This is a genomic window from Halosolutus sp. DAT137 (genome assembly GCF_059736405.1).
On record NZ_JCAQID010000009.1, the window covers coordinates 144,796 to 166,557 of the forward strand.

22 protein-coding genes and 1 pseudogene are annotated in these 21,762 nt (G+C 65.0%); 14 read left to right on the forward strand and 9 right to left on the reverse strand.

Annotation, left to right across the window (positions count from 1 at the left end; all coding sequences use genetic code 11):
• The first annotated feature begins 103 nt into the window (after positions 1–103).
• The 3 genes from AC6I6L_RS15970 to AC6I6L_RS15980 all read left to right on the forward strand — a co-directional run bounded on the left by AC6I6L_RS15970 (position 104) and on the right by AC6I6L_RS15980 (position 2,983).
• Positions 104–1,036: a winged helix-turn-helix domain-containing protein gene (locus AC6I6L_RS15970; protein ID WP_497918757.1), complete on the forward strand. Its 933-nt coding sequence runs from the start codon at positions 104–106 to the stop codon at positions 1,034–1,036.
• A gap of 160 nt (positions 1,037–1,196) precedes the next feature.
• A complete protein-coding gene (locus tag AC6I6L_RS15975) occupies positions 1,197–2,120 on the forward strand; it encodes an ABC transporter ATP-binding protein (protein WP_497918758.1) in 924 nt (307 codons plus the stop codon).
• Positions 2,117–2,983 (forward strand): ABC transporter permease, encoded by an 867-nt coding sequence (locus tag AC6I6L_RS15980; RefSeq protein ID WP_497918759.1) that lies wholly within the window; start codon positions 2,117–2,119, stop codon positions 2,981–2,983. Before AC6I6L_RS15975 ends, AC6I6L_RS15980 begins: the two co-directional genes overlap by 4 nt.
• A 154-nt stretch (positions 2,984–3,137) precedes the next feature.
• Here AC6I6L_RS15980 and AC6I6L_RS15985 read toward each other — a convergent pair.
• Both AC6I6L_RS15985 and AC6I6L_RS15990 read right to left on the reverse strand, forming a co-directional pair.
• Positions 3,138–3,263, reverse strand: a pseudogene (locus tag AC6I6L_RS15985) (DUF2196 domain-containing protein); the annotation flags it as partial.
• Between the two features lie 50 nt (positions 3,264–3,313).
• Positions 3,314–3,475, reverse strand: coding sequence for a hypothetical protein (locus AC6I6L_RS15990; RefSeq protein WP_497918760.1), 162 nt, complete (start codon positions 3,473–3,475; stop codon positions 3,314–3,316).
• A 598-nt stretch (positions 3,476–4,073) separates the two neighbouring features.
• On the opposite strand from AC6I6L_RS15990, the gene AC6I6L_RS15995 reads away from it, so the two are divergent.
• Entirely contained in the window at positions 4,074–4,730 is a 657-nt protein-coding gene (locus tag AC6I6L_RS15995; protein WP_497918761.1) for a hypothetical protein, read from the forward strand.
• Positions 4,731–4,752: 22 nt separating this feature from the next.
• On the opposite strand, the gene tenA is transcribed toward AC6I6L_RS15995, so the two are convergent.
• On the reverse strand, positions 4,753–5,412 hold the full coding sequence (gene tenA, locus AC6I6L_RS16000) for a thiaminase II (protein ID WP_497918762.1): 660 nt from the start codon (positions 5,410–5,412) through the stop codon (positions 4,753–4,755).
• Positions 5,413–5,475: 63 nt separating this feature from the next.
• Positions 5,476–7,137 (reverse strand): tRNA uridine(34) 5-carboxymethylaminomethyl modification radical SAM/GNAT enzyme Elp3, encoded by a 1,662-nt coding sequence (locus AC6I6L_RS16005; protein ID WP_497918763.1) that lies wholly within the window; start codon positions 7,135–7,137, stop codon positions 5,476–5,478.
• A 157-nt stretch (positions 7,138–7,294) separates the two neighbouring features.
• Between AC6I6L_RS16005 and mbhE the strand changes: the two genes are divergently transcribed.
• The 7 genes from mbhE to mnhG are packed head-to-tail and all read left to right on the forward strand — an operon-like array spanning position 7,295 to position 13,509.
• Positions 7,295–9,718, forward strand: coding sequence for a hydrogen gas-evolving membrane-bound hydrogenase subunit E (mbhE, locus tag AC6I6L_RS16010; RefSeq protein WP_497918764.1), 2,424 nt, complete (start codon positions 7,295–7,297; stop codon positions 9,716–9,718).
• A 14-nt stretch (positions 9,719–9,732) separates the two neighbouring features.
• Positions 9,733–10,182, forward strand: a complete 450-nt coding sequence (locus AC6I6L_RS16015; RefSeq protein ID WP_497918981.1) for an MnhB domain-containing protein — start codon at positions 9,733–9,735, stop codon at positions 10,180–10,182.
• Positions 10,179–10,532, forward strand: a complete 354-nt coding sequence (locus AC6I6L_RS16020) for a sodium:proton antiporter (RefSeq protein WP_497918765.1) — start codon at positions 10,179–10,181, stop codon at positions 10,530–10,532. The genes AC6I6L_RS16015 and AC6I6L_RS16020 overlap by 4 nt, the downstream gene beginning before the upstream one ends.
• Before the next feature lie 20 nt (positions 10,533–10,552).
• A complete protein-coding gene (locus AC6I6L_RS16025) occupies positions 10,553–12,256 on the forward strand; it encodes a complex I subunit 5 family protein (RefSeq protein WP_497918982.1) in 1,704 nt (567 codons plus the stop codon).
• The gene (locus tag AC6I6L_RS16030) at positions 12,253–12,858 is read left to right on the forward strand and encodes a Na+/H+ antiporter subunit E (RefSeq protein WP_497918766.1); all 606 of its coding nucleotides are present in this window, start codon (positions 12,253–12,255) and stop codon (positions 12,856–12,858) included. The genes AC6I6L_RS16025 and AC6I6L_RS16030 overlap by 4 nt, the downstream gene beginning before the upstream one ends.
• On the forward strand, positions 12,851–13,144 hold the full coding sequence (locus AC6I6L_RS16035; protein ID WP_497918767.1) for an MrpF/PhaF family protein: 294 nt from the start codon (positions 12,851–12,853) through the stop codon (positions 13,142–13,144). Before AC6I6L_RS16030 ends, AC6I6L_RS16035 begins: the two co-directional genes overlap by 8 nt.
• On the forward strand, positions 13,141–13,509 hold the full coding sequence (gene mnhG / locus AC6I6L_RS16040; protein ID WP_497918768.1) for a monovalent cation/H(+) antiporter subunit G: 369 nt from the start codon (positions 13,141–13,143) through the stop codon (positions 13,507–13,509). The genes AC6I6L_RS16035 and mnhG overlap by 4 nt, the downstream gene beginning before the upstream one ends.
• Positions 13,510–13,516: 7 nt before the next feature.
• On the opposite strand, the gene AC6I6L_RS16045 is transcribed toward mnhG, so the two are convergent.
• Positions 13,517–14,860, reverse strand: a complete 1,344-nt coding sequence (locus tag AC6I6L_RS16045; RefSeq protein ID WP_497918769.1) for an MFS transporter — start codon at positions 14,858–14,860, stop codon at positions 13,517–13,519.
• Positions 14,861–14,862: 2 nt separating this feature from the next.
• Positions 14,863–15,954: an SAM-dependent methyltransferase gene (locus AC6I6L_RS16050; RefSeq protein ID WP_497918770.1), complete on the reverse strand. Its 1,092-nt coding sequence runs from the start codon at positions 15,952–15,954 to the stop codon at positions 14,863–14,865.
• A 140-nt stretch (positions 15,955–16,094) separates the two neighbouring features.
• Here AC6I6L_RS16050 and AC6I6L_RS16055 point away from each other — a divergent pair, with 140 nt between their 5' ends.
• Positions 16,095–16,937: a helix-turn-helix transcriptional regulator gene (locus AC6I6L_RS16055; RefSeq protein WP_497918771.1), complete on the forward strand. Its 843-nt coding sequence runs from the start codon at positions 16,095–16,097 to the stop codon at positions 16,935–16,937.
• A 15-nt stretch (positions 16,938–16,952) separates the two neighbouring features.
• On the opposite strand, the gene AC6I6L_RS16060 is transcribed toward AC6I6L_RS16055, so the two are convergent.
• From AC6I6L_RS16060 to AC6I6L_RS16070, 3 genes are all read right to left on the reverse strand, one after another.
• Entirely contained in the window at positions 16,953–17,444 is a 492-nt protein-coding gene (locus AC6I6L_RS16060) for an SHOCT domain-containing protein (protein WP_497918772.1), read from the reverse strand.
• Between the two features lie 137 nt (positions 17,445–17,581).
• Positions 17,582–19,756: a DHH family phosphoesterase gene (locus AC6I6L_RS16065; protein WP_497918773.1), complete on the reverse strand. Its 2,175-nt coding sequence runs from the start codon at positions 19,754–19,756 to the stop codon at positions 17,582–17,584.
• Between the two features lie 93 nt (positions 19,757–19,849).
• Complete coding sequence (locus AC6I6L_RS16070; protein WP_497918774.1) at positions 19,850–20,113, reverse strand: hypothetical protein; 264 nt, start codon at positions 20,111–20,113, stop codon at positions 19,850–19,852.
• Positions 20,114–20,261: 148 nt separating this feature from the next.
• On the opposite strand from AC6I6L_RS16070, the gene AC6I6L_RS16075 reads away from it, so the two are divergent.
• The gene (locus AC6I6L_RS16075; protein ID WP_497918775.1) at positions 20,262–20,990 is read left to right on the forward strand and encodes a metal-dependent hydrolase; all 729 of its coding nucleotides are present in this window, start codon (positions 20,262–20,264) and stop codon (positions 20,988–20,990) included.
• Between the two features lie 186 nt (positions 20,991–21,176).
• Entirely contained in the window at positions 21,177–21,572 is a 396-nt protein-coding gene (locus tag AC6I6L_RS16080; protein ID WP_497918776.1) for an OsmC family protein, read from the forward strand.
• Positions 21,573–21,762: the final 190 nt, after the last annotated feature.

The following is a 21,762-nucleotide window of genomic DNA, read 5'->3' on the forward strand; positions in this document are numbered from 1 at the left end:
GGGTGCGGCGAGACGCGAGCGCGCGCGATCGACGCCGCGTTTCGCGGTTCACAGCACGATCCCGAACGATTCGATCTTCCCGGTCCCCTCGAACGTGGGTCTTATGACGACGCCAGATCCCGACAACCGTCTCGATATCGGGACGGACGTAGTCGACGCGATCGCATCGCTCGGAAACCGGCGGCGACTCGAGATACTGGTGGCACTCGCCGACAGGGAGCGAGAGTTACAGGAACCGGGTCACCCGCTGTCGTTTACGGCGCTGTACGATGCCGTCGACATCGCGAGCACGTCACAGTTTTCCTACCACCTCGATCGGCTCGTCGGTGACTTCGTCGTCGAAACGGAGTCAGGCTACCGGCTCACGTACGCCGGAAGCAAAATCGTACGAGCGATCCGTTCGAACCTCTACGAGAGCGCATCAGCGTTCGAGGACCGATCCGTCGATGGCGCGTGCGTCTTCTGTACGGCCGACGACCTCGTCGCGACGCTTTCGGACGAACACTTCGTCGTTAGATGTAACTCGTGTGACGCGAGACTCGTGACCGACTTCTTCCCGCGCAGTCAGGCCCGACACCGAACGCCCTCGGAGATCGTCGCGAGCTTCGGCACCCGAATCTGGAGTACTGTCGCTCACCTGCAAGGAACCATCTGCCCGGAGTGCTACGGGCTGGTCGAAACGGAGATTTACACGCACGAATACACTGTGGGTGAACACGACGAGGAGAAATACGACGATCGATCGTTCGCCGCCCACCGGAGCACCTGTCGCGAGTGCGGACTCGTGGTCACGATTCCGATCGAGGTGACGGCCGCGTTCCATCCGGCGGCGATCGGATTATGCTGGGACCACGGCATCTCACTGTTCGACCTGCCGCTCTGGGAGTTCTTCGAATTCGTCACCTCAGGGGTCGTTCGGGACGAAATCGACTCGCTCGACCCGTTCGAGGCGATCGTCGAGTTCGCGATCGACGAGGAGACGCTCAGAATTGCGGTGGACGCCACTGGCGTCGTCGGCCCGGTCGAATCCGACTGAGGCCGGTCAGGAGATCGTTCTGCGTGTCTCTCTCACGAGAACACTCTCGGGGCGGGGATAACCGTGTGACGCGACTTGCTCAACAATATTTGAGTAGGCTCGCTGTCAATATGTAAGACAGATAACAATACTTATCGACTGGCGGTGGGTTGCTCGTTATATGACAGCGATCGAAATCGCCGGTCTCACGAAGCGGTTCGACGACGTCGTCGCCGTCGACGACCTCGATCTGACCGTCGAGGACGGCGAGATATTCGGATTTTTAGGGCCGAACGGTGCCGGAAAGTCGACGACGATAGATATCCTGCTGGATTTTATCCGGCCGACGGAGGGGAGCGTGACGGTGCTCGGCCACGACGCCCAGTCGGAGGGCGAGGCCGTCCGGCGACGAACTGGTGTCCTGCCGGACGCCTACCACGTCTACGATCGACTCACGGGCCGCCAGCACGTCGAGTTCGCCATCGAGATGAAAGACACCGGCGAGGACCCGATGGCGCTGCTCGAGCGAGTCCGTATTGCTGACGCCGCCGATCGGAAAGCGGGCGGCTACTCGAAGGGGATGCGCCAGCGACTCGTCCTCGCGATGGCGCTGGCCGGCGACCCGGACCTGCTCGTTCTCGACGAACCGTCGACGGGACTCGACCCCAACGGTGCCCGCGAGATGCGCGAGATAATCCGCGAGGAGAACGCCCGTGGAACGACCGTCTTCTTCTCGAGTCACGTCATGGAACAGGTCGAGGCCGTCTGCGATCGCGTCGCGATCATCGACGACGGACAACTCGTCGCCGTCGACACCATCGACGGCCTTCGGGATGCGACCGGCACGGGCGAGACGCTGTACGTCTACGTAGACGAACTGAACGACGGGACCGTCGATCGAGTGGCGGCACTCGACGGCGTCGGCAGCGCCGCGATCGACGACGGTCGGCTGCGGGTGAGCGTCGACGGCGTCTCCAAGTTCGCCGCGTTGCACGCGATCGACGAAGTCGTCCCGATACAGGACTTCGCAGTCGTGGAGTCGTCGCTCGAGGACCTGTTCGTCCAGTACACGAACGCCGGCGAGAAGACGGTGGTGGAAGCATGACCTGGCTCACGATCGCAAAGAAGGACTTCCGCGACGCCGTCCAGTCGCGGGCGCTGTGGGCACTGGTTGGCGTGTTCGTGGTGCTCTCGCTGCTCTCGACGTACGCCTACGTCGAGGTGCCGGAGATGTTCGGGGAACCGGCCGGCGCGACGTTCGCCGGACTGCTGTTCTTTACCACCGGACTCCTCGCCCTGTTCGTCCCGCTGGCGGCGATCGTTGTCTGTTACAAGAGTCTCGCGGGCGAGCGAGAACTCGGCAGCATCAAACTGTTGCTCTCGCAGCCGACCACCCGCCGCGACGTTTTCGCCGGAAAGGTCGTCGGCCGGGCGGGCGTCCTCGCGATCGGTCTCGGGGTCGGCGTCGTCGTCGGTCTCGGGTTCGGAGCCGCCCTGATCGGTGCGATCGACGCCGTAGCCGTCCTCGCGTTCGTTCTCCTGTCGCTGTCCTTTGCCACCGTCTACGCCGCGATCGTGGTTTCGCTGTCGGCGACGACGGGGTCGACCTCGCGTGCGACGACGCTGGCGCTCGGCTTCTTTGTCGTCTTCGAACTCCTCTGGGACGTCGTCCCGATGGGCGTTCTCTACGTGGTCGGGGGCTTTTCGTTTCCCGCGGAGATTCCGGACTGGGTGTTCCTCGTCACGCAGGTGTCGCCCTCTTCGGCGTACTTCTCGTCACTCACCGCGTTGCTGCCCGGTCTGGCCGACCAGGTGGGTGCCGATCCAGGGGTCGAAGCGGGCGTCGAGGTGGCTACCGAGTCCGGGTCGCTCTACGCGAGTCCCGAGGTTGGGCTGGTCGTCCTGGCGCTGTGGCTGGTCGTTCCCGTCGCCGTTGGCTATTACCGGTTCGACGCCGCTGACCTCTAACGAGACGCGACGATGGCTGGCCGGCAGAGCGCTTCGAGACGCCCTCTCATCACCGTTCGCGAACGCTACGACCGAACGGTTCGTGCAGGCTATCCGATCGTACGTACCTATCGCCGTTCGTGGCGGGTGCCGACCTCGAAATCGAAACGGGTCGTCACTCACGACTCGACTCGTCGTGACCGACGGACTGGACGTGACCGACGGCACCACTTTTCAATTCGACTGCCGGGCCCGCGAGTTCGTTGCCGTAGATCGTGGCGATCTCGCCAACGATCGGTTCCGCCTAAGCGGCGATCGAGATCGCGAGGGGGTCGCGCCCTCTCGCGTCGGCTATCGCCTGGTAATGACGTCCGTGCTTCCACACTCGGGACACTGGGTCATCCGCCCGAGTTTTGGAATGTCGATCCGCAACCATTCGTCGGAGCCGCCGGCTGCCTCGAAGCCGCAGTTTCGACACCGTGAATGTCCGAGCGTTGCTGAGTCACTCGCCATGGCGTGGCATATGCTGCCGAGAGTCATATACGTTGGTTACGGAAGTCGGCGACCAGCGGACGTTCGGAACGCCACCCGATAGCAGCCACTGAACATCACTGCACACCCGATCGCACGACTGGAACGTGGTTCGGAGCGAGCGTGGTTCGGAGCGAGCGTGGTTCGGAGCGAGCGTGGTTCGGAGCGAGCGTGGTTCGGAGCGAACGGAGTGAGCGAGAACCACGATAGCGAACGGGGAACGGATGTGACCCGTGAGCGAACGGAGTGAGCGAGAACCACGATAGCGAACGGGGAACGGATGTGACCCGTGAGCGAGAACCACGATAGCGAACGGGGAGCGAAGCGCCAAGCGCCTCGAATAGCGAGCGGTGACCAGCGGGAACCGCGAGCAGTGACCCGTGAGCGAACAACGCAAGCGAGAACCGCGGGTAGCGAACGGGAAGTGAAACGATCCGCGAGCACTGATATCCGACAGTATAATCCGAACCCGACCATTCTGGACGCGTATGCACGACGGGAGCGAGAACCGACTGCTCGATCGAGCCCGTACGACCCGACGCCAGCTCCTGGATACGGGACGCGGAAGGAGGACCCGGCAATGAGTCAGGGTCCCGGACCCCGCTGGGACGACGTCTACCAGCTTCCCTCGGTTTTCGACCGGCTCGAGGCGGAGGGTGGCATCTCGGTCATGGCGCTGGTCGACGAACTGGTGGCGAGCGGACAGATCGACATCGAGACGCCGGGCGTCGTCTATCACGATCGTGGAATCCGCGCACCGGGCTACGATGCCACCTTCGTCCACGAGCCGATCGGCTCGCGGGGGCGACCCGCCTTCAGCGTCGAGGTGAATACGATCGGCCCGCGAAACACCTGGGCGAAATTCGACGACACGCTGTCCTGGGACGCCTACTTCGTCCAGATGGGGGATCTGGCGGCGATCGCCTGGATCAGCGACGAGGAGTATCAGGTCGAGGAATCGGATCAGTTCGCGTCCAAACAGGAGGCGGTCGCGGCGGGCCGGTTCTCCTTTGCGGTCTTCCTGTTCGACGAGGCGGGCTGGACCCAGCGAGTCGAACGTCTCCAGGCGACTGACGCGCCGGCGTACCTGCTTCAGGAGGATGGTGAGCCGCTGTTTCCACAGACCCAGGGGGAGTTCTACGACATCGTCAACTCGTCGGTCACGGCGTTCCGGACCTCCGGCGGGAACGCCCCCTCCTATCTCGGCGTGCTCGAACTCGAGGTCACGATCGACTGACGCGTGCTTTCGGTCCCCGCGTCTAGAGGTCCCACCCTTCCCGCGTGTAGGCCATCTCCCAGAACTGATACTCCAGTTTGGCGCTCGTCAGGAACGCGGCTTCCATCGCGTCGTGCTCGCCGGGATACTGTTCTCCGCACCGATCGACGAACCCCCGACACCAGCCGGTCGCCTCGCGAAACTCGTCGCTGGTATACATTTCAATAAACGGCGTGTACCGGTGGTCGTGCTCCGCGAGGTCGGCCATGTGATCTGCCACGTCGAGATAGCCCTGCATACACGGGTACAGCGCCGATGCGATCTCTGCGATCGAGCCTTCGTAAGCGGTTCTGATGAGAAAGCTGGTGTAGGCGACGCAGGTCGGGACCTTCTCGACGGATTCCAACTCGTCCCGCGAGATCCCGTAGTCGGCGGCGAACTCGCGGTGGAGATCCATCTCGTGGTCGAGCACCTGGTGGGCGACGCCGAGCAGGTGGGTCATCTCCGACTCGGTGCGTACCTTTCCGCCGGCGATCGCGAACAGCCGCGCGTAATCGAGCAAATACCGATAATCCTGTTTTACCCAGTGTTCGAAGGCTGCGTCGTCGAGCGTTCCGGCTGCGAGTTCGGTAACGAACGGGTGATTCTTCTGTGCATCCCAGATGTGGTCGCCTGCGTCGAGCAGTCGATCGCTGAATGCCATCGTCTCTCGAAACGCTTCGGGGAACGATATACTCGAGTGGTAGACGCCGGTGACCCGCCCGTCTCAGAGCTGTTTGCTGACGTACGGCCCGTCCTGATGGTAGCCGAGTTTGTTCCGGTAGTACTCGCGAGCGCCGATTCCGGAGATAACGCTCAGCTTGTCGTAGCCGGCTTCCATCGCGAGTTCTTCGGCACGCGTCATGAGCTGTTGACCGTAGCCCTGATGTTGGTGCTGGCCGGTTTCACCGTCGGTGCCGACCGCGACTTCGGTGCCGTAGACGTGAAGCTCGCGGACGATCGCGGCGTTTTCGAGTTCCGATCGGACGGGGTCGCCAGGGAACCGCAGGCGACAGAAGCCGATCAGGAGGTCGCGATCGAAGTCCTCGATCGAGATGAAGTGTTCCGTCCCGCCACAGGCGTCGTAGGTCATGACCTCGAGGTCGACCTCGTCGGGTTCCTCGTCGCTCATGCCGACCTCGCGACAGCGGATGCACTCGCAGGTCCAGCCGTGGTCGTCCATGCGCTGTCTGGCGAGTTGGCGCAGGTTCGACTTCCAGACGCCGGCGTCGATGAAGTCCGCGGGAATGTCGCGCTGGACGCGCTGGAGGCGCGTAAACCGGGGGATCATCGACTTGATTTCAGCGACCAGTTCGGCGGCTTCCTCGTTGTCGAGGGGGTCGTACTCGCCCTTGTGCCACCAGTCGTAGGTCGCCGTTCCGCGGACGATCAGCGTCGGGTAGATTTTGAGGTAGTCGGGTTTCCACTGCTCTTGCTCGAAGACGCGCCGGAAGTCCTCGAGACACATCTCTTTGGACATTCCCGGCTGGCCGGGCATCATGTGGAAACCAACTTTGAATCCCGAATCGCGGAGCCGTCGGTTCGCGTCGATCGAATCCGCGGTCCCGTGGCCGCGGTGCATCTCGCGGTTGATCCGCTCGTAGGTGGTCTGGACGCCGACCTCGACTTTCGTCCCGCCGAGGTCGAGCATTCGATCGATCTGCTCGGGATCGCACCAGTCGGGTTTGGTCTCGAAGGTCGTCCCGATGTTGCGGACGTCGGCGGTCTCGTTTTCCGCGATGACGTCCTCGACGTATTTCCACTCGTAGTCGCCCGGATCCTGGGCGAAGCTGACCCCTTCGGCGGGTTCCGGCTCCGTGTCGACATCGTAGTCGTTCATCGCCTCGAGCGCGCGCTTGACGAACCACTCCTGGTAGTCGTGGCTCCGGGCGGTCATCGTCCCGCCCATCAAGATGAGTTCGGCCTTGTCGACGGGGTGGCCGATCTCGCGCAGTTGCTCGAGACGAAGCGTCACCTGTCCGTAGGGATCGTAGTCGTTCTGGACGCCGCGGGCGGCCGCCGGCTCCTCGCCGGTGTAGCTCTGGGAGGAGGAAAACTCCGAGTCCGGCCCGCCGGGACAGTACAGACACTTCCCGTGGGGACAGCGCTCGGGCGAGGTCATGATCGCGATCGGGGACACCCCCGAGGCGGTGCGTACGGGCTTGCGCTGGAGTACGGCCTGCAGTTCCTCGCGGTGTTCTTCCGGCGCGTAATCCACCACCTCGGAGTTTTTCGGCACCTTCGGTGCGGAGTGTTCCGAACAGGCCTCGAGTTTGGCCTTCTCGACCTCGTCGCGTTCGATCTCGCCCGCGAGAATCCGATCGACGAGCGTCTCACAGACTCGCTCGAAGGCGTCGGTTTCGGTCGGATCGGGCGTCTCGGTGCTCACTATACAACCGTCGTCGCCGTTTGCGAATAAGCGTGTCGGACTCCGGAACCTGCGGGTCCGAGCCCGTGGTCTTCGATCGTCGGCCCGACGCTTCCTCCGACCGAGGGAAGAAAGGTAATCGTTTAAGGCTGGGGTTGTCCTATCCCCGGCGTACTACATGTCACCCGACCTAGCGGTGGTCCTCGCCGCGGTCGCGTTGCCGTTCGTCGCCGCAGGGCTCACGCCCTTGCTGTTCCGCCTGCTCGGGGAGCGAACCGGCTACGCGGGCGCTCTCGTCGCGGCAACGTCGTTCGCGCTGCTCGCCTCGCAGTACGCCGCGACGACGAATCCCGGGACGGTCGAACTCTCCTGGATTCCGGCGCTCGACGTCTCACTCCGGTTCTACGTCGACGGGTGGGCGCTGCTGTTCGCCCTTCTGGCCTGTGGCATCGGAACCCTCATCTTCCTGTACTCGCCCGCCTACATGCACGGCGAGTCGAACCTCGCCAGATTCTACGCGACGTTACTCGCGTTCATGGGGTCGATCGTCGGCGTCGCACTCGCGGCCGACCTGATCGCGATTTTCCTCTTCTGGGAACTCACCAGCCTCGCGTCGTTCGTCCTGATCGGCCACTACACGGCAGAGAACTCCTCGCAGTACGCCGCCCGGATGGCGATGCTCGTCACCGTCGGCGGCGGCCTCTTCTTGCTGGTCGGCTTCCTCCTGCTTTCGATCGTCGCGGGTGACGTCGTCGGTCCCGCATCCGCGTTTGACCTCGCCGCGATGCTCGAGAATCCGGAGACGATGCAGGAGGCCCTCCGCGAAGCGGGGCTGTTCCTGCCTGTACTCGGCCTACTCGCGATCGGCGCGGCGACGAAATCCGCCCAGGTCCCGCTGCACTTCTGGCTGCCCAACGCGATGGCGGCCCCCACGCCGGTTTCGGCCTTTCTGCACTCCGCGACGATGGTGAAAGTCGGCGTCTACTTCGTGGGACGGATGCGCCCGATCCTCGTCGGGGAGGAGTGGCTGCTCCTGTTCGCGACGCTCGGGTTGACGACCATGACCGTCTGTGCGATCTTGGCGGTCGCCGCGACGGATATCAAGGAACTGCTGGCCTACTCGACGGCGAGCCACCTCGGGCTGATGGTCGCCGGATTCGGATTTACCTCGATCTATGGCGCGGAAACCGGCGTCTTCCACCTGTTCAATCACGCCCTGTTCAAGGCCGCGCTCTTTCTCGTGGCGGGGATCATCGCCCACGAGGCCGGCACCCGGCGGATCGACGCACTCGGAGGACTCCGCCACGACCTGCCCATTACGGCGGCGATCACCGTCGTCGTCGCGCTCAGTATGGCCGGTATCCCGCCGTTCAGCGGCTTCTACTCGAAGGAACTGCTGTTCGAGGCGGCCGTCGAGGCGGGCCACTACCACGACGTCGGTCTCCTCGGCTGGCTCTACCCCGCCGTGGCCGTCTTCGGGAGCGTGTTCACCGTTCTCTACTCGCTTCGATTTCTCGGACTCTTCTTCGGGAGCCGGCCCGACGCGATCGGTGCCGTCCATCGGCCCTCGGTCACGCTGCTCGTCCCGCCAGCCGTTCTGGCCCTCCTCACGGCCGTCGTCAGCGTCAACCCGGAGATCGCGGTTCGGGCCATCGTTCAGTCGGGCGTCGACGCGACCGCGATCGACCCCGAGACGGTGCACGTCGGGCTCCCCACCTCGTACTCCACGCCGGTCGGGATGAGCGCCGTCACGATCGGTCTCGGAATCCTCGCGTACCCCTTCTACGATCGGATTCACCGCGTGGTTCGGTCGATTCCCGCTGCGGTCCCGCCGGTGAGCGCGAACTGGTGGTACGACGCCGTCGTCGGCAATCTCACGGGTGCGGGCTCGTGGCTCGGCTCGCGGGTCCACAACGGCCTGCTCCGGACGTACGCGACGTGGACGCTGGCCGCCACCTGCGCGTTCGCGCTCGTCGGCTTCGCCGCCACGGTCGCCGTCGCCCCTGCCGACCTCGTGGGTGTCGACGCCACGGCGTCGATCGCACTCGTTCTGGTGGTCGCGGTCGTGGCCGCCCTCGCGGTCGTAACATCCGAGTCACACGTCGCCGGCATCCTCACCCTCTCGATTCTCGGCTTTATGATCGCCATCTTCTACATTCTCGCCAGCGCGCCCGATCTCGCGTTGACGCAACTGGTCGTCGAGACGCTCCTGCTCGTGATCTTCCTGCTCGTGATCGAGGAGATTCCGGAGTACTACGAGGTCGACCTTGGCAGGGTCGCCCGAGACGCCGTCCTCTCGGTGGCCGTCGGCGCGACCGTCTTCGTCACCGTCCTTCTCACGACCGACGCCCGGCCCGCGGGCAGCACGGACGTCGCCCGTTACTACGCCGAGCGAGCGGTTCCAGAGGGCGGCGGGACGAACATCGTCAACGTGATCCTCGTCGACTTTCGCGGCTTCGACACGCTTGGGGAACTCGTCGTCGTCGCGCTGGCCGCCATCTCGATCCTAACGCTGATCGTGATGCGATCCGCCGACGAGACGCAGACCGAAGAACCGACATCCGGCGAGACAAAGACCGACGACGGAGGTGCAGACCGGTGACGACGACGGTCATCATGCGAACGACCGCGCGGGCGATCGTTCCGATCATTCTGGTCGTCGCCATCTCGCTGTTCGTGGAGGGACACAACCTCCCCGGCGGCGGCTTCATCGGCGGCGTCCTCACGACGACGGCCTTCGCGATCGTCTATCTCGCGTTCGGGCTGGACTTCCTCGAACGGGGGGTTCTCGGCCGCGACGTCGACCCCGGCAAGGAGCCCTCGCGCGATCGGGTCGTCGTCGCCTACCGACGCGTCTTCGAGTACGGCCTGGCGATCGCCGTCGTCAGCGGACTGGTGCCGCTGCTGTTCGGTCGGGCCTTCCTCACGCAGACGTTCTGGGAGTTCGAGGGCGTGCCGATTTACCACCACGTCGAGGTCGCGAGCGCGGTCGCATTCGATTTCGGGGTTTACTGCGTGGTCGTCGGCGGCCTGCTCACGATTCTCTCGGTGGTGGGGGCGGAATGACGGCGATCGTCCTCGCGGCCGTGGTCGGCGCGCTGTTCGCGCTGGGAACGTTCCTGGTCCTCCGGCGGGACCTGATTCGAGTCGTCTGGGGGCTGGCGATCATCGGGCAGGCGGCGAACGTCTACCTACTGGCGATGGGCGGCATCGTCGAAGGCACGGCTGATTCGGTCCCCGTGCTTGCCGGCCACGGCGACCACGTCCCGGAGACGGCCGATCCGCTGGTACAGGCGCTCGTCCTGACCGCGATCGTCATCGGCTTCGGCATGACCGCGTTCGCGCTCGTGCTCTCCTACCGGGTCTACGAGGAACACGACACGTTAGACGTCTCCGAACTGGGTGATCGAGAATGACGACGACACTGCCGACGACGATGAACAGTTCGACGACGATAGGGACCGCGACAGTGACGGACCTTGCGACGACGACGCTGACCGCGATGCCGATCGGAACGGCGTCCCAACTCGTGATCGCGCCGATGCTCGTGGTTCTCCTGGCAGGCGTCGGCAGCCTCCTGCTCGGTCGGTGGCCGCGGGGGCGAATCGGCGTGAGCCTCGCCGGGGGCGCGGCCTACGCGATCGTCGTCGCCGCGATCGACTGGTACGTTATCCTCGCGCCGGGCGCGCCGGGGATCGCGACCTACCAGGTCGGCGGCTGGCCGGCCCCCTTCGGCATCACGCTGGTCGTCGACGGCCTGTCGGCGTTCATGCTGACGATGGTCGCGATCCTCGGCGTCGCGTCGCTGGTCTTTTCGACCCGCGTGTTGCCCGAACTCGATCGTCGGAGCTACTACTTCCCGCTGTTTCACTTCCTGGCGCTCGGCGTCACCGGGGCGTTTCTCACCGGCGACCTGTTCAACCTGTTCGTCTGGTTCGAGGTGATGTTGATGGCCAGTTACATTTTCGTGGCCTACTACGGCGGCCCACAGCACACCCGCGCCGCGTTCTGGTACGTCGCGCTCAACCTGCTCGCGAGCGCCATCTTCCTGCTCGGCGTCGGCGGTATCTACGCGACGACCGGCACGCTCAATATGGCCGACCTCTCCCGGCGGCTGGCGGATCCGGTCGCGTACGGGATCGATCCCGGACCCGTCGTCGGTCTCCTCGCGATGCTCCTGTCGGTGTTCGCGATCAAAGCCGGCCTCGTCCCCTTCCAGTTCTGGATTCCGACGGCCTACCGGTCCGCGCCGCCACAGATCGCCGCCTTGCTGGCCGGCGCGACGAAAAAGGTCGGCATCTACGCGATCATCCGCCTCTCGTTTACCGTCTTTGCGGACGCGCAGGTCCCAGTCAGCCTCGACGTCCCCGGGCTCGGGACCGCCGTCGCCGGGGACTCTCCGCTCGCGTTCGTCGGAGCTGCCCTGTTCGTCATGGCCGCCGCCAGCATCCTCGTCGGCGGCATCGGGGCCGTCGGCCGGGACTCCATCGAGGGCGTGCTCGCGTACTCGAGCATCGGTCAGGTCGGCTTCATCGCGATTCCCGTCGCGATCGCGGCGACGACGAGTAGCCCCGAGTTGCGCCACCTCGGAGTCCTCGCCGCGCTGGTGTACGCGCTCAACCACACGCTCGCGAAGGGGCTGCTCTTCCTCTCGGTCGGTGCTGTCAGGTCCGCGACCGGGACCAGCAAACTGGCCGAACTCGGCGGGCTGGCGGGTCGATCGACGCCGCTTGCGATCGCGTTTTTCGTCGGCTCGCTCGCGCTCGTCGGTATCCCGCCGCTGTCGGGCTTTTTCGGTAAGTTCCTCGTCTTCGACACCGCGGCGCGGGCGGCGGCGACGCCGGTGGTCGCCCTCCTGCTCGTCGGCTCGCTGTTGACGATCGCCTACGTCACGCGAACGTGGAATCAGAGCTTCTGGGGCGCTCGAACGCCCGCCGTCGAGGACGCGGTTACCGACCCGATTCAGGTCGGCGTCGTCGTGGTGCTCGCAGCGACCGTCCTCGCGGTCGGCGTCGGCTTCGAACCCGTCTACGAGTTCGCTGACGCCGCGGCGACGGCCGCGCTGGATAGCGAGGGGTACAGGGAGGCCGTCGGACGGTACGACCCCGCCGTGGAGCAGAACGGAGGTGGTCGCGAATGAGGGTCCGGGCCTGGCCCGTCGCCGGCGTCGTCTTCGCCGTGCTGTGGAGTTTCGTCCGCGGCGTCACTCTCACCCCATCGGCGGTGATCGGGCAGTTCCTCCTCGGACTCGTCGTCGGGCTTCCGATCGCGTTCGTCTTTCGACGGCTGTACGCAAAGCAATTCGATCTCGGTCGCGGCATCCGCTCGCTCCCGTATGCGCTTCGCTACCTCGCGATCTTCTTGTGGGAGATCGTCCGGGCGAACGTCGACGTGGCCTACCGAGTGCTCTCGCCGGGGATGCCGATCGAACCCGAGGTGATCCTGGTCCCGCTCCGGGTCGAAACCGATCTCGCGGTCACGACCATCGCCAATAGCATCACGATCACGCCCGGGACGGTCACCCTCGACTACGACGAACGAACGAACGCGCTCTACGTCCACGCGGTCGACGGCCGCGATCCGGCGGCGATCGTCGCCCCCATCCGCACCTGGGAGGACTACGCTCTCGTGATGTTCGACGAGGACGCCACGCCCGACGATCGCCCGCGAGAGATCGTCGTCTCTGGCGGGGAACGAGACAGCACGCCGGGGCCCGATGACGGAGGTGTCGACGATGAGTGAGCTGCTCGATCCGGCGTTACTCGACGCGGTGGTTCGTGCGGCCCTGATCCTCGTCAGCGGGCTGTGCGTACTCTGTAGCTACCGCGTGATACGGGGGCCGACGGACCCCGATCGAGTGGTCGCACTCGATGCGATCGCGACGAACGTGGTCGCCATCGCGGTCCTCTTTGCGATCGGGACCGATCGCGGGCTGTTTATCACCGTCAGCCTCGTGCTCGCAATCATCGGCTTCATCGCGACGGTCGCCGTGGCCAAGTTCGTCACCGAAGGCGAGGTAATCGAATGATCCGGACGGGCCTCGTGATGGCCCTGATCGCGATCGGCGTCTTCTTCCTGACGGTCGGAACGATCGGACTGCTCCGCCTCCCGAATGTCTACAACCGGATGCACGCCACGAGCAAACCCACGACACTCGGAACTGCCGCAATCTTCGTCGCCGGCTTCGTCCACTTCGGACCCGGAAACGAAGGGTTGACCGCGCTCATCGGAATCGCGTTCCTCCTCGTGACCGTTCCGACGGGTGCACACATGATCGCCCGCGCCGCCGAGCGGATCGGGGTTCCCTTCGAGGGAAGCGTCACGTGGCCGGACGCGTCGGTACTTTCGAGCGATCGACGGAACAGCGCCGAAAAGGAGCCGGACGACGAGTGAGAGCCGGTTACGCGCTCCGTGGAACGGGTCGATCACGCTCGTCGATCGGCCGTGAACCTGCGACGACGATGGCGGCGACGGCGATCGCGGCGATCGCGCCGCCGAACAGTAACGGGGCGTAACCGGTCGTCGCGGCGACTCCAGCGAAGCTCACGGGACCGATCGTTCGGCCGAGAAACGTCGTGCTGTTGCGGAGGCTCAACGCACCGGCCAGGTAGCGGCTGGCGACCCGATCGCTCACCTCGGCGTCGACCGACGGCAACACGAGGCCGACGCCCCCGCCGAGTATCGCCGTGGCCACCGCGATCACGAAGACGGAGGCTGCGAGCCACGCGACGGCGAATCCGATCGCGAGGCAGACGAATCCGACGGCGACGATCGTCGCGTTCGTGGCGACTCGCGCGAACCGCCCGTTTGCGAGGGAGACGGCGACCGACACCCCCTCCGAGAGCATCAATACGCCGCCGACGACGGCGGGTGCGAGGCCGTATGAACCGACCAACAGGAACGGCACCGCCGTCAGGACCGCGCCGAACAACAGGAGTTCGGCCGCGAACGTGGCGACGAACATTGCCAGCACGCTCCCCGTACCGACGGCGGCGAGCACACCTCGAACGTACGTCGCGTCGAGCGTCATCGAGCCGTCGTCGCCGCCATCGGTAGAGGTCCTCCCATCGTCGCTTCGTCCGGTAGTGTCCGCAGGATCGCCGCGATCGAGATCTTCGAGAGCGACCCAGGCCGCCAGCCCCAGCGGAACCGCGAGCAGGTACAGCAGGTACGGAGCGTCCCAGGAGACGGCAACGAGCACGCCGCCGACGACCGGAAAGATCGCCGCGCCGACCGAGAGCACTGCCGTGTTGACTCCCAGGACGGTGTTTCGCTGTGGGCCGTCGAACGTGTCACCGATGAGGGTGACCGTCGCGACGAAGATACCTGCAGAGGCCGTCCCCTGGACGACCCGCACGAGCAAGACCGTCGTGAACGATGGAGCGAGGACGATTACCCCGCCCGCGAGACCGAAGACGACGAGGCTCGCGGCGAGGACGAATCGCCGGCCGAGTCGATCGGCCAGCGCCCCGATGAACGGCGAGAGGACGATCCCGGCGACGAAGTAGGCGCTGATGAGCAGGCTGGCCGTCGCCTCGCTGACGGCGAACGTGTCGCGGACGACCGGGAGCGTCGGGCTGACCAGCGGCACCCCGAGCGGTGCCAGCAGCGTGCTCAGGAGGACGATCCGAACCGTCGACGAATCCCACGGAATCCGCGCCTCGGCGGAGTCGGTTCCGGGGGAAGCCGGGTCGGTAGCGGATTCGATTCCGGAGGTGTCGGGATCGGGAGCGGGGTCGGTCATGGTTACGGATGGAGCCTGTAGAACCGGAAGAAGAGGTTCTCGATCGGCAGCACCTCGACCGCCTCGAATCCGGCGTCGGTCGCGTACTCGGTGAGCGTGGCCGGGCGCATCACGGTCCCAGTGCCCGTCGCCGGCTCGTCGACCGTGCCGACGGGCAGGCAGTGGAGGACGCTAAATCCGTACAGCAGCGGCTCGATCTCGTTGCCCTCGGGAGTGAACGACTCGCCGGCACGTTCGTCGACGACCAGAACGGCACCGTCCTCACCCGCGAGCCGACGCATCGTCTCGAGGACGGCGATCGGGTCCGAGAGATCGTGGACGCACTCCAGTGCCATCACGAGATCGTAGTCGCCGTCGATGGCGGGGTCGCCGGCGTCTCGGTTGTGAATCGTGACCCGGTCGTCGACGCCGCGCTCGGCCGCGTTCTCCGTTGCCCGCGCGACCGACGCCGCGTCGAGATCGTAGCCGTCGACGCTCGTCTGGGGGTAGTGTTCGGCGACGCCGATGCTGGACCAGCCGTGGCCACAGCCGATATCCGCGACGCGCCCGCCGCCCCGGAGCGTCGCGTCGACGTCGGGAATCGACGCGAGCCATTCGGGGCCGAGTTGGGTGACGAACGCGGGCCGGTTCATCGCCGCGATCCCTTCGTGGCAGGCGTCTCCGTAGGCCGCAAACGGAACGCCGCCGCCGGTTCGAAACGCCTCGATGACGTCCTCGAGCGGCGTTCCCACGCCCGCGATGAGGCCCGCGAGCGGTGCGAGGTAGTTCAAACTCTCCGGCTCACAGAGGACTTCGACGTAACTCGCGGGGAGCGCGTACCGTCGATCGGTCGCGTCCGCATCCGGACTTTCGACGGTCAGGACTCCGGTGACGGTCTGGTGTTCGAGCCACTCGCGCGCGTACCGATCGTCCGTCCCGGTCGCGGCCGCCAGTTCAAGAGCCGTGTGCGGTCCCGTCGACAGGGCGTCGTAGTACCCGAGTCGATCACCGACGTGGATGCTGAACAGCGACATCGCTCCTGCGGATCGCTCGAGGAGCGTCTCGAGGAACGTTTCGGTCTGCTCGGGGTCGATCTGATCTGTCGTCGTTGCCATGGGTCAGTGGAGGCGGCCGGACGTTCTATACTTAATTTTTGAGATTGAAATCTGGCAATGAATCCTATCTCAGGACGTGAGACAGCGTTAAGCGGGTGAACGGTGTACCGGTAGTACCGACTCCAGGAGGGTGACTCTCCGTGACTCGTGATCTCCTCGACGAACTCATTCGATACGATCGAAACCTCCAGCGAGACCAGCACTGGCGCGACCGGGATCGGGACTCGGAGATCAAAGCGCTGGTCGACGTCGTTCGCCACGGCGACCTGCTGCGAGCGTTGCTCGCCGAACCGCTCGATCGCCGCGAAATCGAGGCGGTTCTCGACGTGTCGCGGGCGACGAGCCACCGGTTCGTCCGCTGGCTCGAAGACGAGGGGTACGGCGAGCGCGTCGATGGCCGGTATCGACTGACCGGCTACGGCGAAACCGTCGCCTACGGCGTCTGCAAGTTCGAGACGTACCTGCGGACGACACGTCGACTCGAGCCGCTGTTCGAGTACATCTGCGAGGATCACGAGGAGTTCATCGTCGAACCGTTCGTCGACGCGACGGTCACCGTCGCCACCCCGTCTGACCCGTACGCCCCCGTCGCTCGCTTCCTGAAACTCCTCCGCGAGAGCGAGAGCTTCCGGGGGTTCAATACCACGCACATGATCCCGCCCGGGCTCGACGCGACCGGTGACCGGCTCCTCGAAGGGCGAGCGATCGAACTCATCTACCGACCCGAAACGGTCGAAACGCTCCGTAGCGATCGCGAGACGCGTCTCGGGGAGGCGAGCGAGGAGGGTCGAGTCGCGATCCGGACGCGAGACGCGCTCCCCTACGGACTGGCGATATTCGATGATCGAGTCGGCGTCGGCGGGTACGACGAGGAAACGGGGGCGATGCGGGTGTTCGTCGACACCGAAACCGCGATCGCACGCGAATGGGCGACGAGCGTATTCGAATCGATTCGCGCGGATGCCAGACCGGTGTCGTCCTGAGGCCCAGTCACACACTCACGATTCGTATTCGAGATCCCTCGACCGCTCGTCGCGAGCGTTCCGTCGCCACTCCTCGGCATCTTCGACCGTCTCCGTCTGGAGGAGTCGATCGAGTTTGCGCTCGAACTGGTCGTCGGTGAGCTCGCCCGCGGCGTACCGATCGCGAAGCGTTTCGAGGGCGTCCCGGGTCGTTTCGTCGTCCGTCCCGGTTCTGGCTCCGGATTTCGCCTCGTCTGGAGCCGTCGTCGCGTCCGTCTCGGCGCTCGATTCCGAGGACCAGTCGTCCCACCACTCGCGTCGATCGGCCTCGTCACCGAACAGCAAGGCGACCAGCGGGACCACGACGATGTAGCCGACGAGCAACGCGGCGAGCCACCACGATTGACCGGTAAACATGGCTCCCAGCCAGAATCCCGTTACGAGTACCGACGCGATTCCCGTCGCGTTCTCCCTGACCCGCGTCCACGGCCCGTCGTCGCGAGCACCACTCGTTCCCGTCGTGTTCATACTCCCAGTATTCCGTCGCAACCGAATATATGTTGTACACGTTCGCGTCGATTCCGAGTGATCGACGCGACCGAACTCGGGACTCTCGGCGGGCCTGCGGCTGCTCGAAAGCGATCGACGGCGGAGAAGGGCGCGTATTAGGCGAGCGTCTCTGCGAGCGCGTCGAGTGCAGCCTCACGGACCGCATCGCGTTCGCCCGGCAGGAACTCGACGTGACCGTCCGCACCGCCGACCACGCTGACGCCTGCGTTCGGTGCTTGTTTGGCGATCGCATCACCGAGATCGCGGACGTTCAGCGATTCGGTCGCACGAACGTGCAGTTCGTCAGACCCGACGCCGAGGGTGACGAACGGAGCGTCGGCCTGGGCGCGTTCCTGGCGGTGCAGTTCGTCCAGCAAGAGGACGGTGGTCGGGAAGTCATACCGGTGCGTGAACGCGTCGGTATCCAGTAGCGTGACGGTCACGCCGTCGACGCCGCGCACCGTGGCGTTCTCCCGTGCCGTCTCAAGTTCGTTCTCGAGTTTCGCGCGGAACTGCTCGGAGACGTGGGCGGCGAGCCCGTCGTTTCGAGCGCTCTCGGTGGTCTCGCTGTCCGCGAACAGCAGGTCGATTACGAGTTCGCGCTTGTCCTTGTACGACTGGTAGTAGGCCTCGAGCGCGACGGCTTCCCGCCGGTTCGAGATGTCCGTCTCGTCGTAGCCGGCGTCGGTCGCGAGATCGAGGTAGCTCTCGGGCGTCTCCTCCCAGTAACTGAGCGCCGGGAGGTGTTCGAGGTCGCTCCGAACGTCGTCGTTGACGTGTGCGGCGACGTTGGCCCCGAGCGCGGTCGACGTCACGTCCGAGACGTCGACGCCGGAAAGCGACGGCGTCACTGCGACGGAGACCGCGTCGACGATCTCCTCGTCGGCACGACTGTCGTCGACGACGATCGACTCGGCGTCGTACAGCGACAGCAGATCGTAGCCGTCGATCGACTCGACGGTAGAGCCGGCGTCGACCAGCACGACCAGCGGCAGTTGCTCGCCGTGTCGATCGCGGGCTTCGAGCATCGAGGTGACGTCGTTGGTCGCGGCGTCCATGTCGTAGACGCGACCGTCGAGCGGTCGGCGCTCGAAGTAGTGGTACTCCGCGTCCTCGCGGGTGTGTTTCTCCCGGATCAGCGGGAGGACGGCGCGTTCGATCGCCGCGCCGGCGACGTAGCCGTCGGCGGTCGCGCCGTGGCGGACGACGATCGGTCGGGCCTCCATAACGGCCCGTCGGACGGCAGTCGCGGCGTCGACGATATCGTCTTCGACGGCCGTCACCGCCTCGTGGTCGGCCAGCAGATCGACGTCGGCCGGTCGCGCTTCGCTTTCGATCGCGCTCTCGAGGCGATCGACGACGGTCTCACGCTCGTCGCCGTCGAGGCGTTCGAGCGATTCGGTCTCGACCTGCAGGTCCCCGTGGTGGCGTTCGACTTCGCCTTCGAGGGCGACGACATCGTCGGTGTCGACGTCCGGGTAGGCTCGAACGCCGGCTTCCTTGAACGCCGCACACTCGACGGTGCCGGTCTCGTCTCGCAGTTCGAAGACGGTCGGACCGCTGGTCTGGCGAACGCCGATGATCTCTCCTTCGAGACGAACGACGCTGCCGACCTGCGCGTCGATCGCGTCGATCGTCGTCCGGTTGAGCGCGGGTTCGGTGTCGGCCGCGTCGTCAGTTGTTGGAGTCGACGCGGCGGCAGATTCGGTCGCGACGGAGCCGCTTCCGCCGGCAACGGTGTCGCTCGCGTTCGGGGCTGCGGTTCCCTGTTCTGTCGCGGCGGCATCGTCGGCTGCCGCCCGGGCCTGAAGATCGCCCGCTTCGACGTCGGTTCCGTCGGGAGCAGTATCGTCGGCCGAGGTGTCGGTATCCATCGACTGCGTCTGCCCGTCGTCGCTTTCGGTCCCGACGTCTTCGGGGTGGCGTTCGTCTTCACCCGTATCGATTAGCTGGCCACGGAAATCGCGTTCCCGCTGTCGGATCGACCAGCCGAGGTCGACGTTACCGTTGTCCCGAACGTCGAGTACCTGGACGAAGACCTCGTCGCCGGGTTCCCAGTCGAGACTTTCGAGTCGTTGATCGAGTTCGCTTCTGTGCAACAGGCCAGTGACGTGGTCTCCGATGTCGACAAAGACACCGAAGTCGGCGTAGCCATCGACGGTCCCCCGGTAATACCGGCTGGGGGACAGCTGTGAGGCGGAGTTACCGTCGAACGCAAACACGACGTCCTCCTGATGGATCTCACAGACCAAGCCGTCGACAGGCTTGCCGCAGATGATACAGTTACCCATCTACTCGGACCAAGCAGTTTCGCCCTAAAACTGTTGTCGGATTGCGCTCGGGGCGACCGCGGTGATAGTTATTGATTGATTATGAATGATCCCTCACTCGAATACCGGCGAGTCCTCCTCGAGCGCCTCGACGTCCGCGGTGAGTTTGCGAACGTCCTCCGGGAACAACGACACCTGGACCTCGTTTCCGTCCTCGTCTTCGAAAACGAGTTTGACCCGCTTGTCACCGAACTCGCGCGCCTCGGCGGATTCGACGTCGAACAGTTTGACCGTCGCCGACTTGTTTTTCGGCCCGACGTTCTTGATCGATCCGTCGTTCAACTCCAGCATGAACTCCTCGAGTGTCAGTGCGAGCATGCTCGCTGTACGCACCACGTACAAAAAACGGTAGGCATTGTCTGTGAGAGATTCCGTTTTCGTTCGAGCGGGAGGCACCGTCGATGCGGACTCGGTTTTCGGTGTCCGCCCGGTTTTAAGTTCATCTCCGCCGAACGGTCCGAGTGCTATGCAAGTCACCTGGCACGGCCACTCGACGTGGCACGTTACCGTCGGCGAGACGGCGTTGCTGATCGACCCGTTCTTCGACAATCCGAAGACCGACCTCGATCCGTCGGACGTCGAGACGCCTGACTACGTGCTGTTGACACACGGCCACGCAGACCACATCGCCCACGCCGGCGAGTTCTCCGAGGCGACGCTGGTGGCGACGCCGGAACTGGTTTCGTACTGCCAGGCCGAGTTCGGCTACGAGGACGCCGTCGGCGGCATGGGGATGAACATCGGCGGCACCGTCGAGTGTGGCGACGCCTACGTCACCATGCACCGCGCCGACCATACCAACGGGATCATGACCGAGTACGACGTCGACGCGGGGATGCCGGGCGGATTCATCATCTCCGATACGAAGCCGACTCAGGTCAGCGACGAGGAGTCGACGACGTTCTACCACGCCGGCGACACCGGGCTCATGACCGAAATGCGGGACGTCATCGGTCCCCACCTCGAACCCGACGCCGCCGCGGTGCCGATCGGTGACCACTTCACGATGGGACCGTGGCAGGCCGCGATCGCGGTCGACTGGCTCGACGTCGACCTGGCGTTCCCACAGCACTACGACACGTTCCCGCCGATCGAGCAGGATCCCGACGACTTCACGCGCGAAGTCGCCGCGACGGGGAGCGACGCCGAAGTCGTTGCTCTCGAGGCCGACGAACCGTACGACCTGGACGCCTGATCGCGGTCAACTGGACCGTCTCTCGACGACCGTTGCCCGCTGCCCGCTGCCCGACGCGATCGGTCTCGGCCGATCGCGGTCGACCACGATGGTCGGCCGAATGGGACCGGTGCTTTCGTTTCCGTTCCGGCCGACTCGGCCGCGAGAGCAACGTTTACGGCGCAGGCTGTCGACGGTTGGACTGCGATGACGAAACAGGTCACTACCGTCTCCGAAGAGGGGTTTAGCGCGACGAACGAAGTACGCGAGTTCGAGACGACGATCGACGCGACCGGCGAGGACTCGCCGGATACGCTCGAATCGTTGCTGGCCGCGTACGCGTCCTGTTACGTCCCCGCACTCCGAGTTGGCGGCGAACAGCGCGGTGTCGAGGACATGGGTCACGTAGAGATCGAGTCCTCGGGCGAACTCAACGACGACGACAAACTCGAATCAATCTCGTTCGACGTTCGCGTCGAGGCTGACGTCGACGACGAGACGGCCGAGAAAGTCATCGATCGGGCCGCCGAACTCTGCAAGGTCCACGATGCGCTGAAGTCCGACCTGCACGCATCGGTGACGATCGAAGGCGACGCCTTCTAACGTACTGGAACGATTCTCGGACGCCGCTTCGAGTTCGGCGTTCGACTCGCTACCGGTCCGCCTCGGTGGTCGACGCGTCGGCTGTCGACGCTCCGGCGATGGTCTCGACGGAATCGCCAGCTTCCGCATTTTGGCCCGTCGCCGTTCGTGATGTCAACGGCGACGAACCAGTCACAACCAACATCATCGT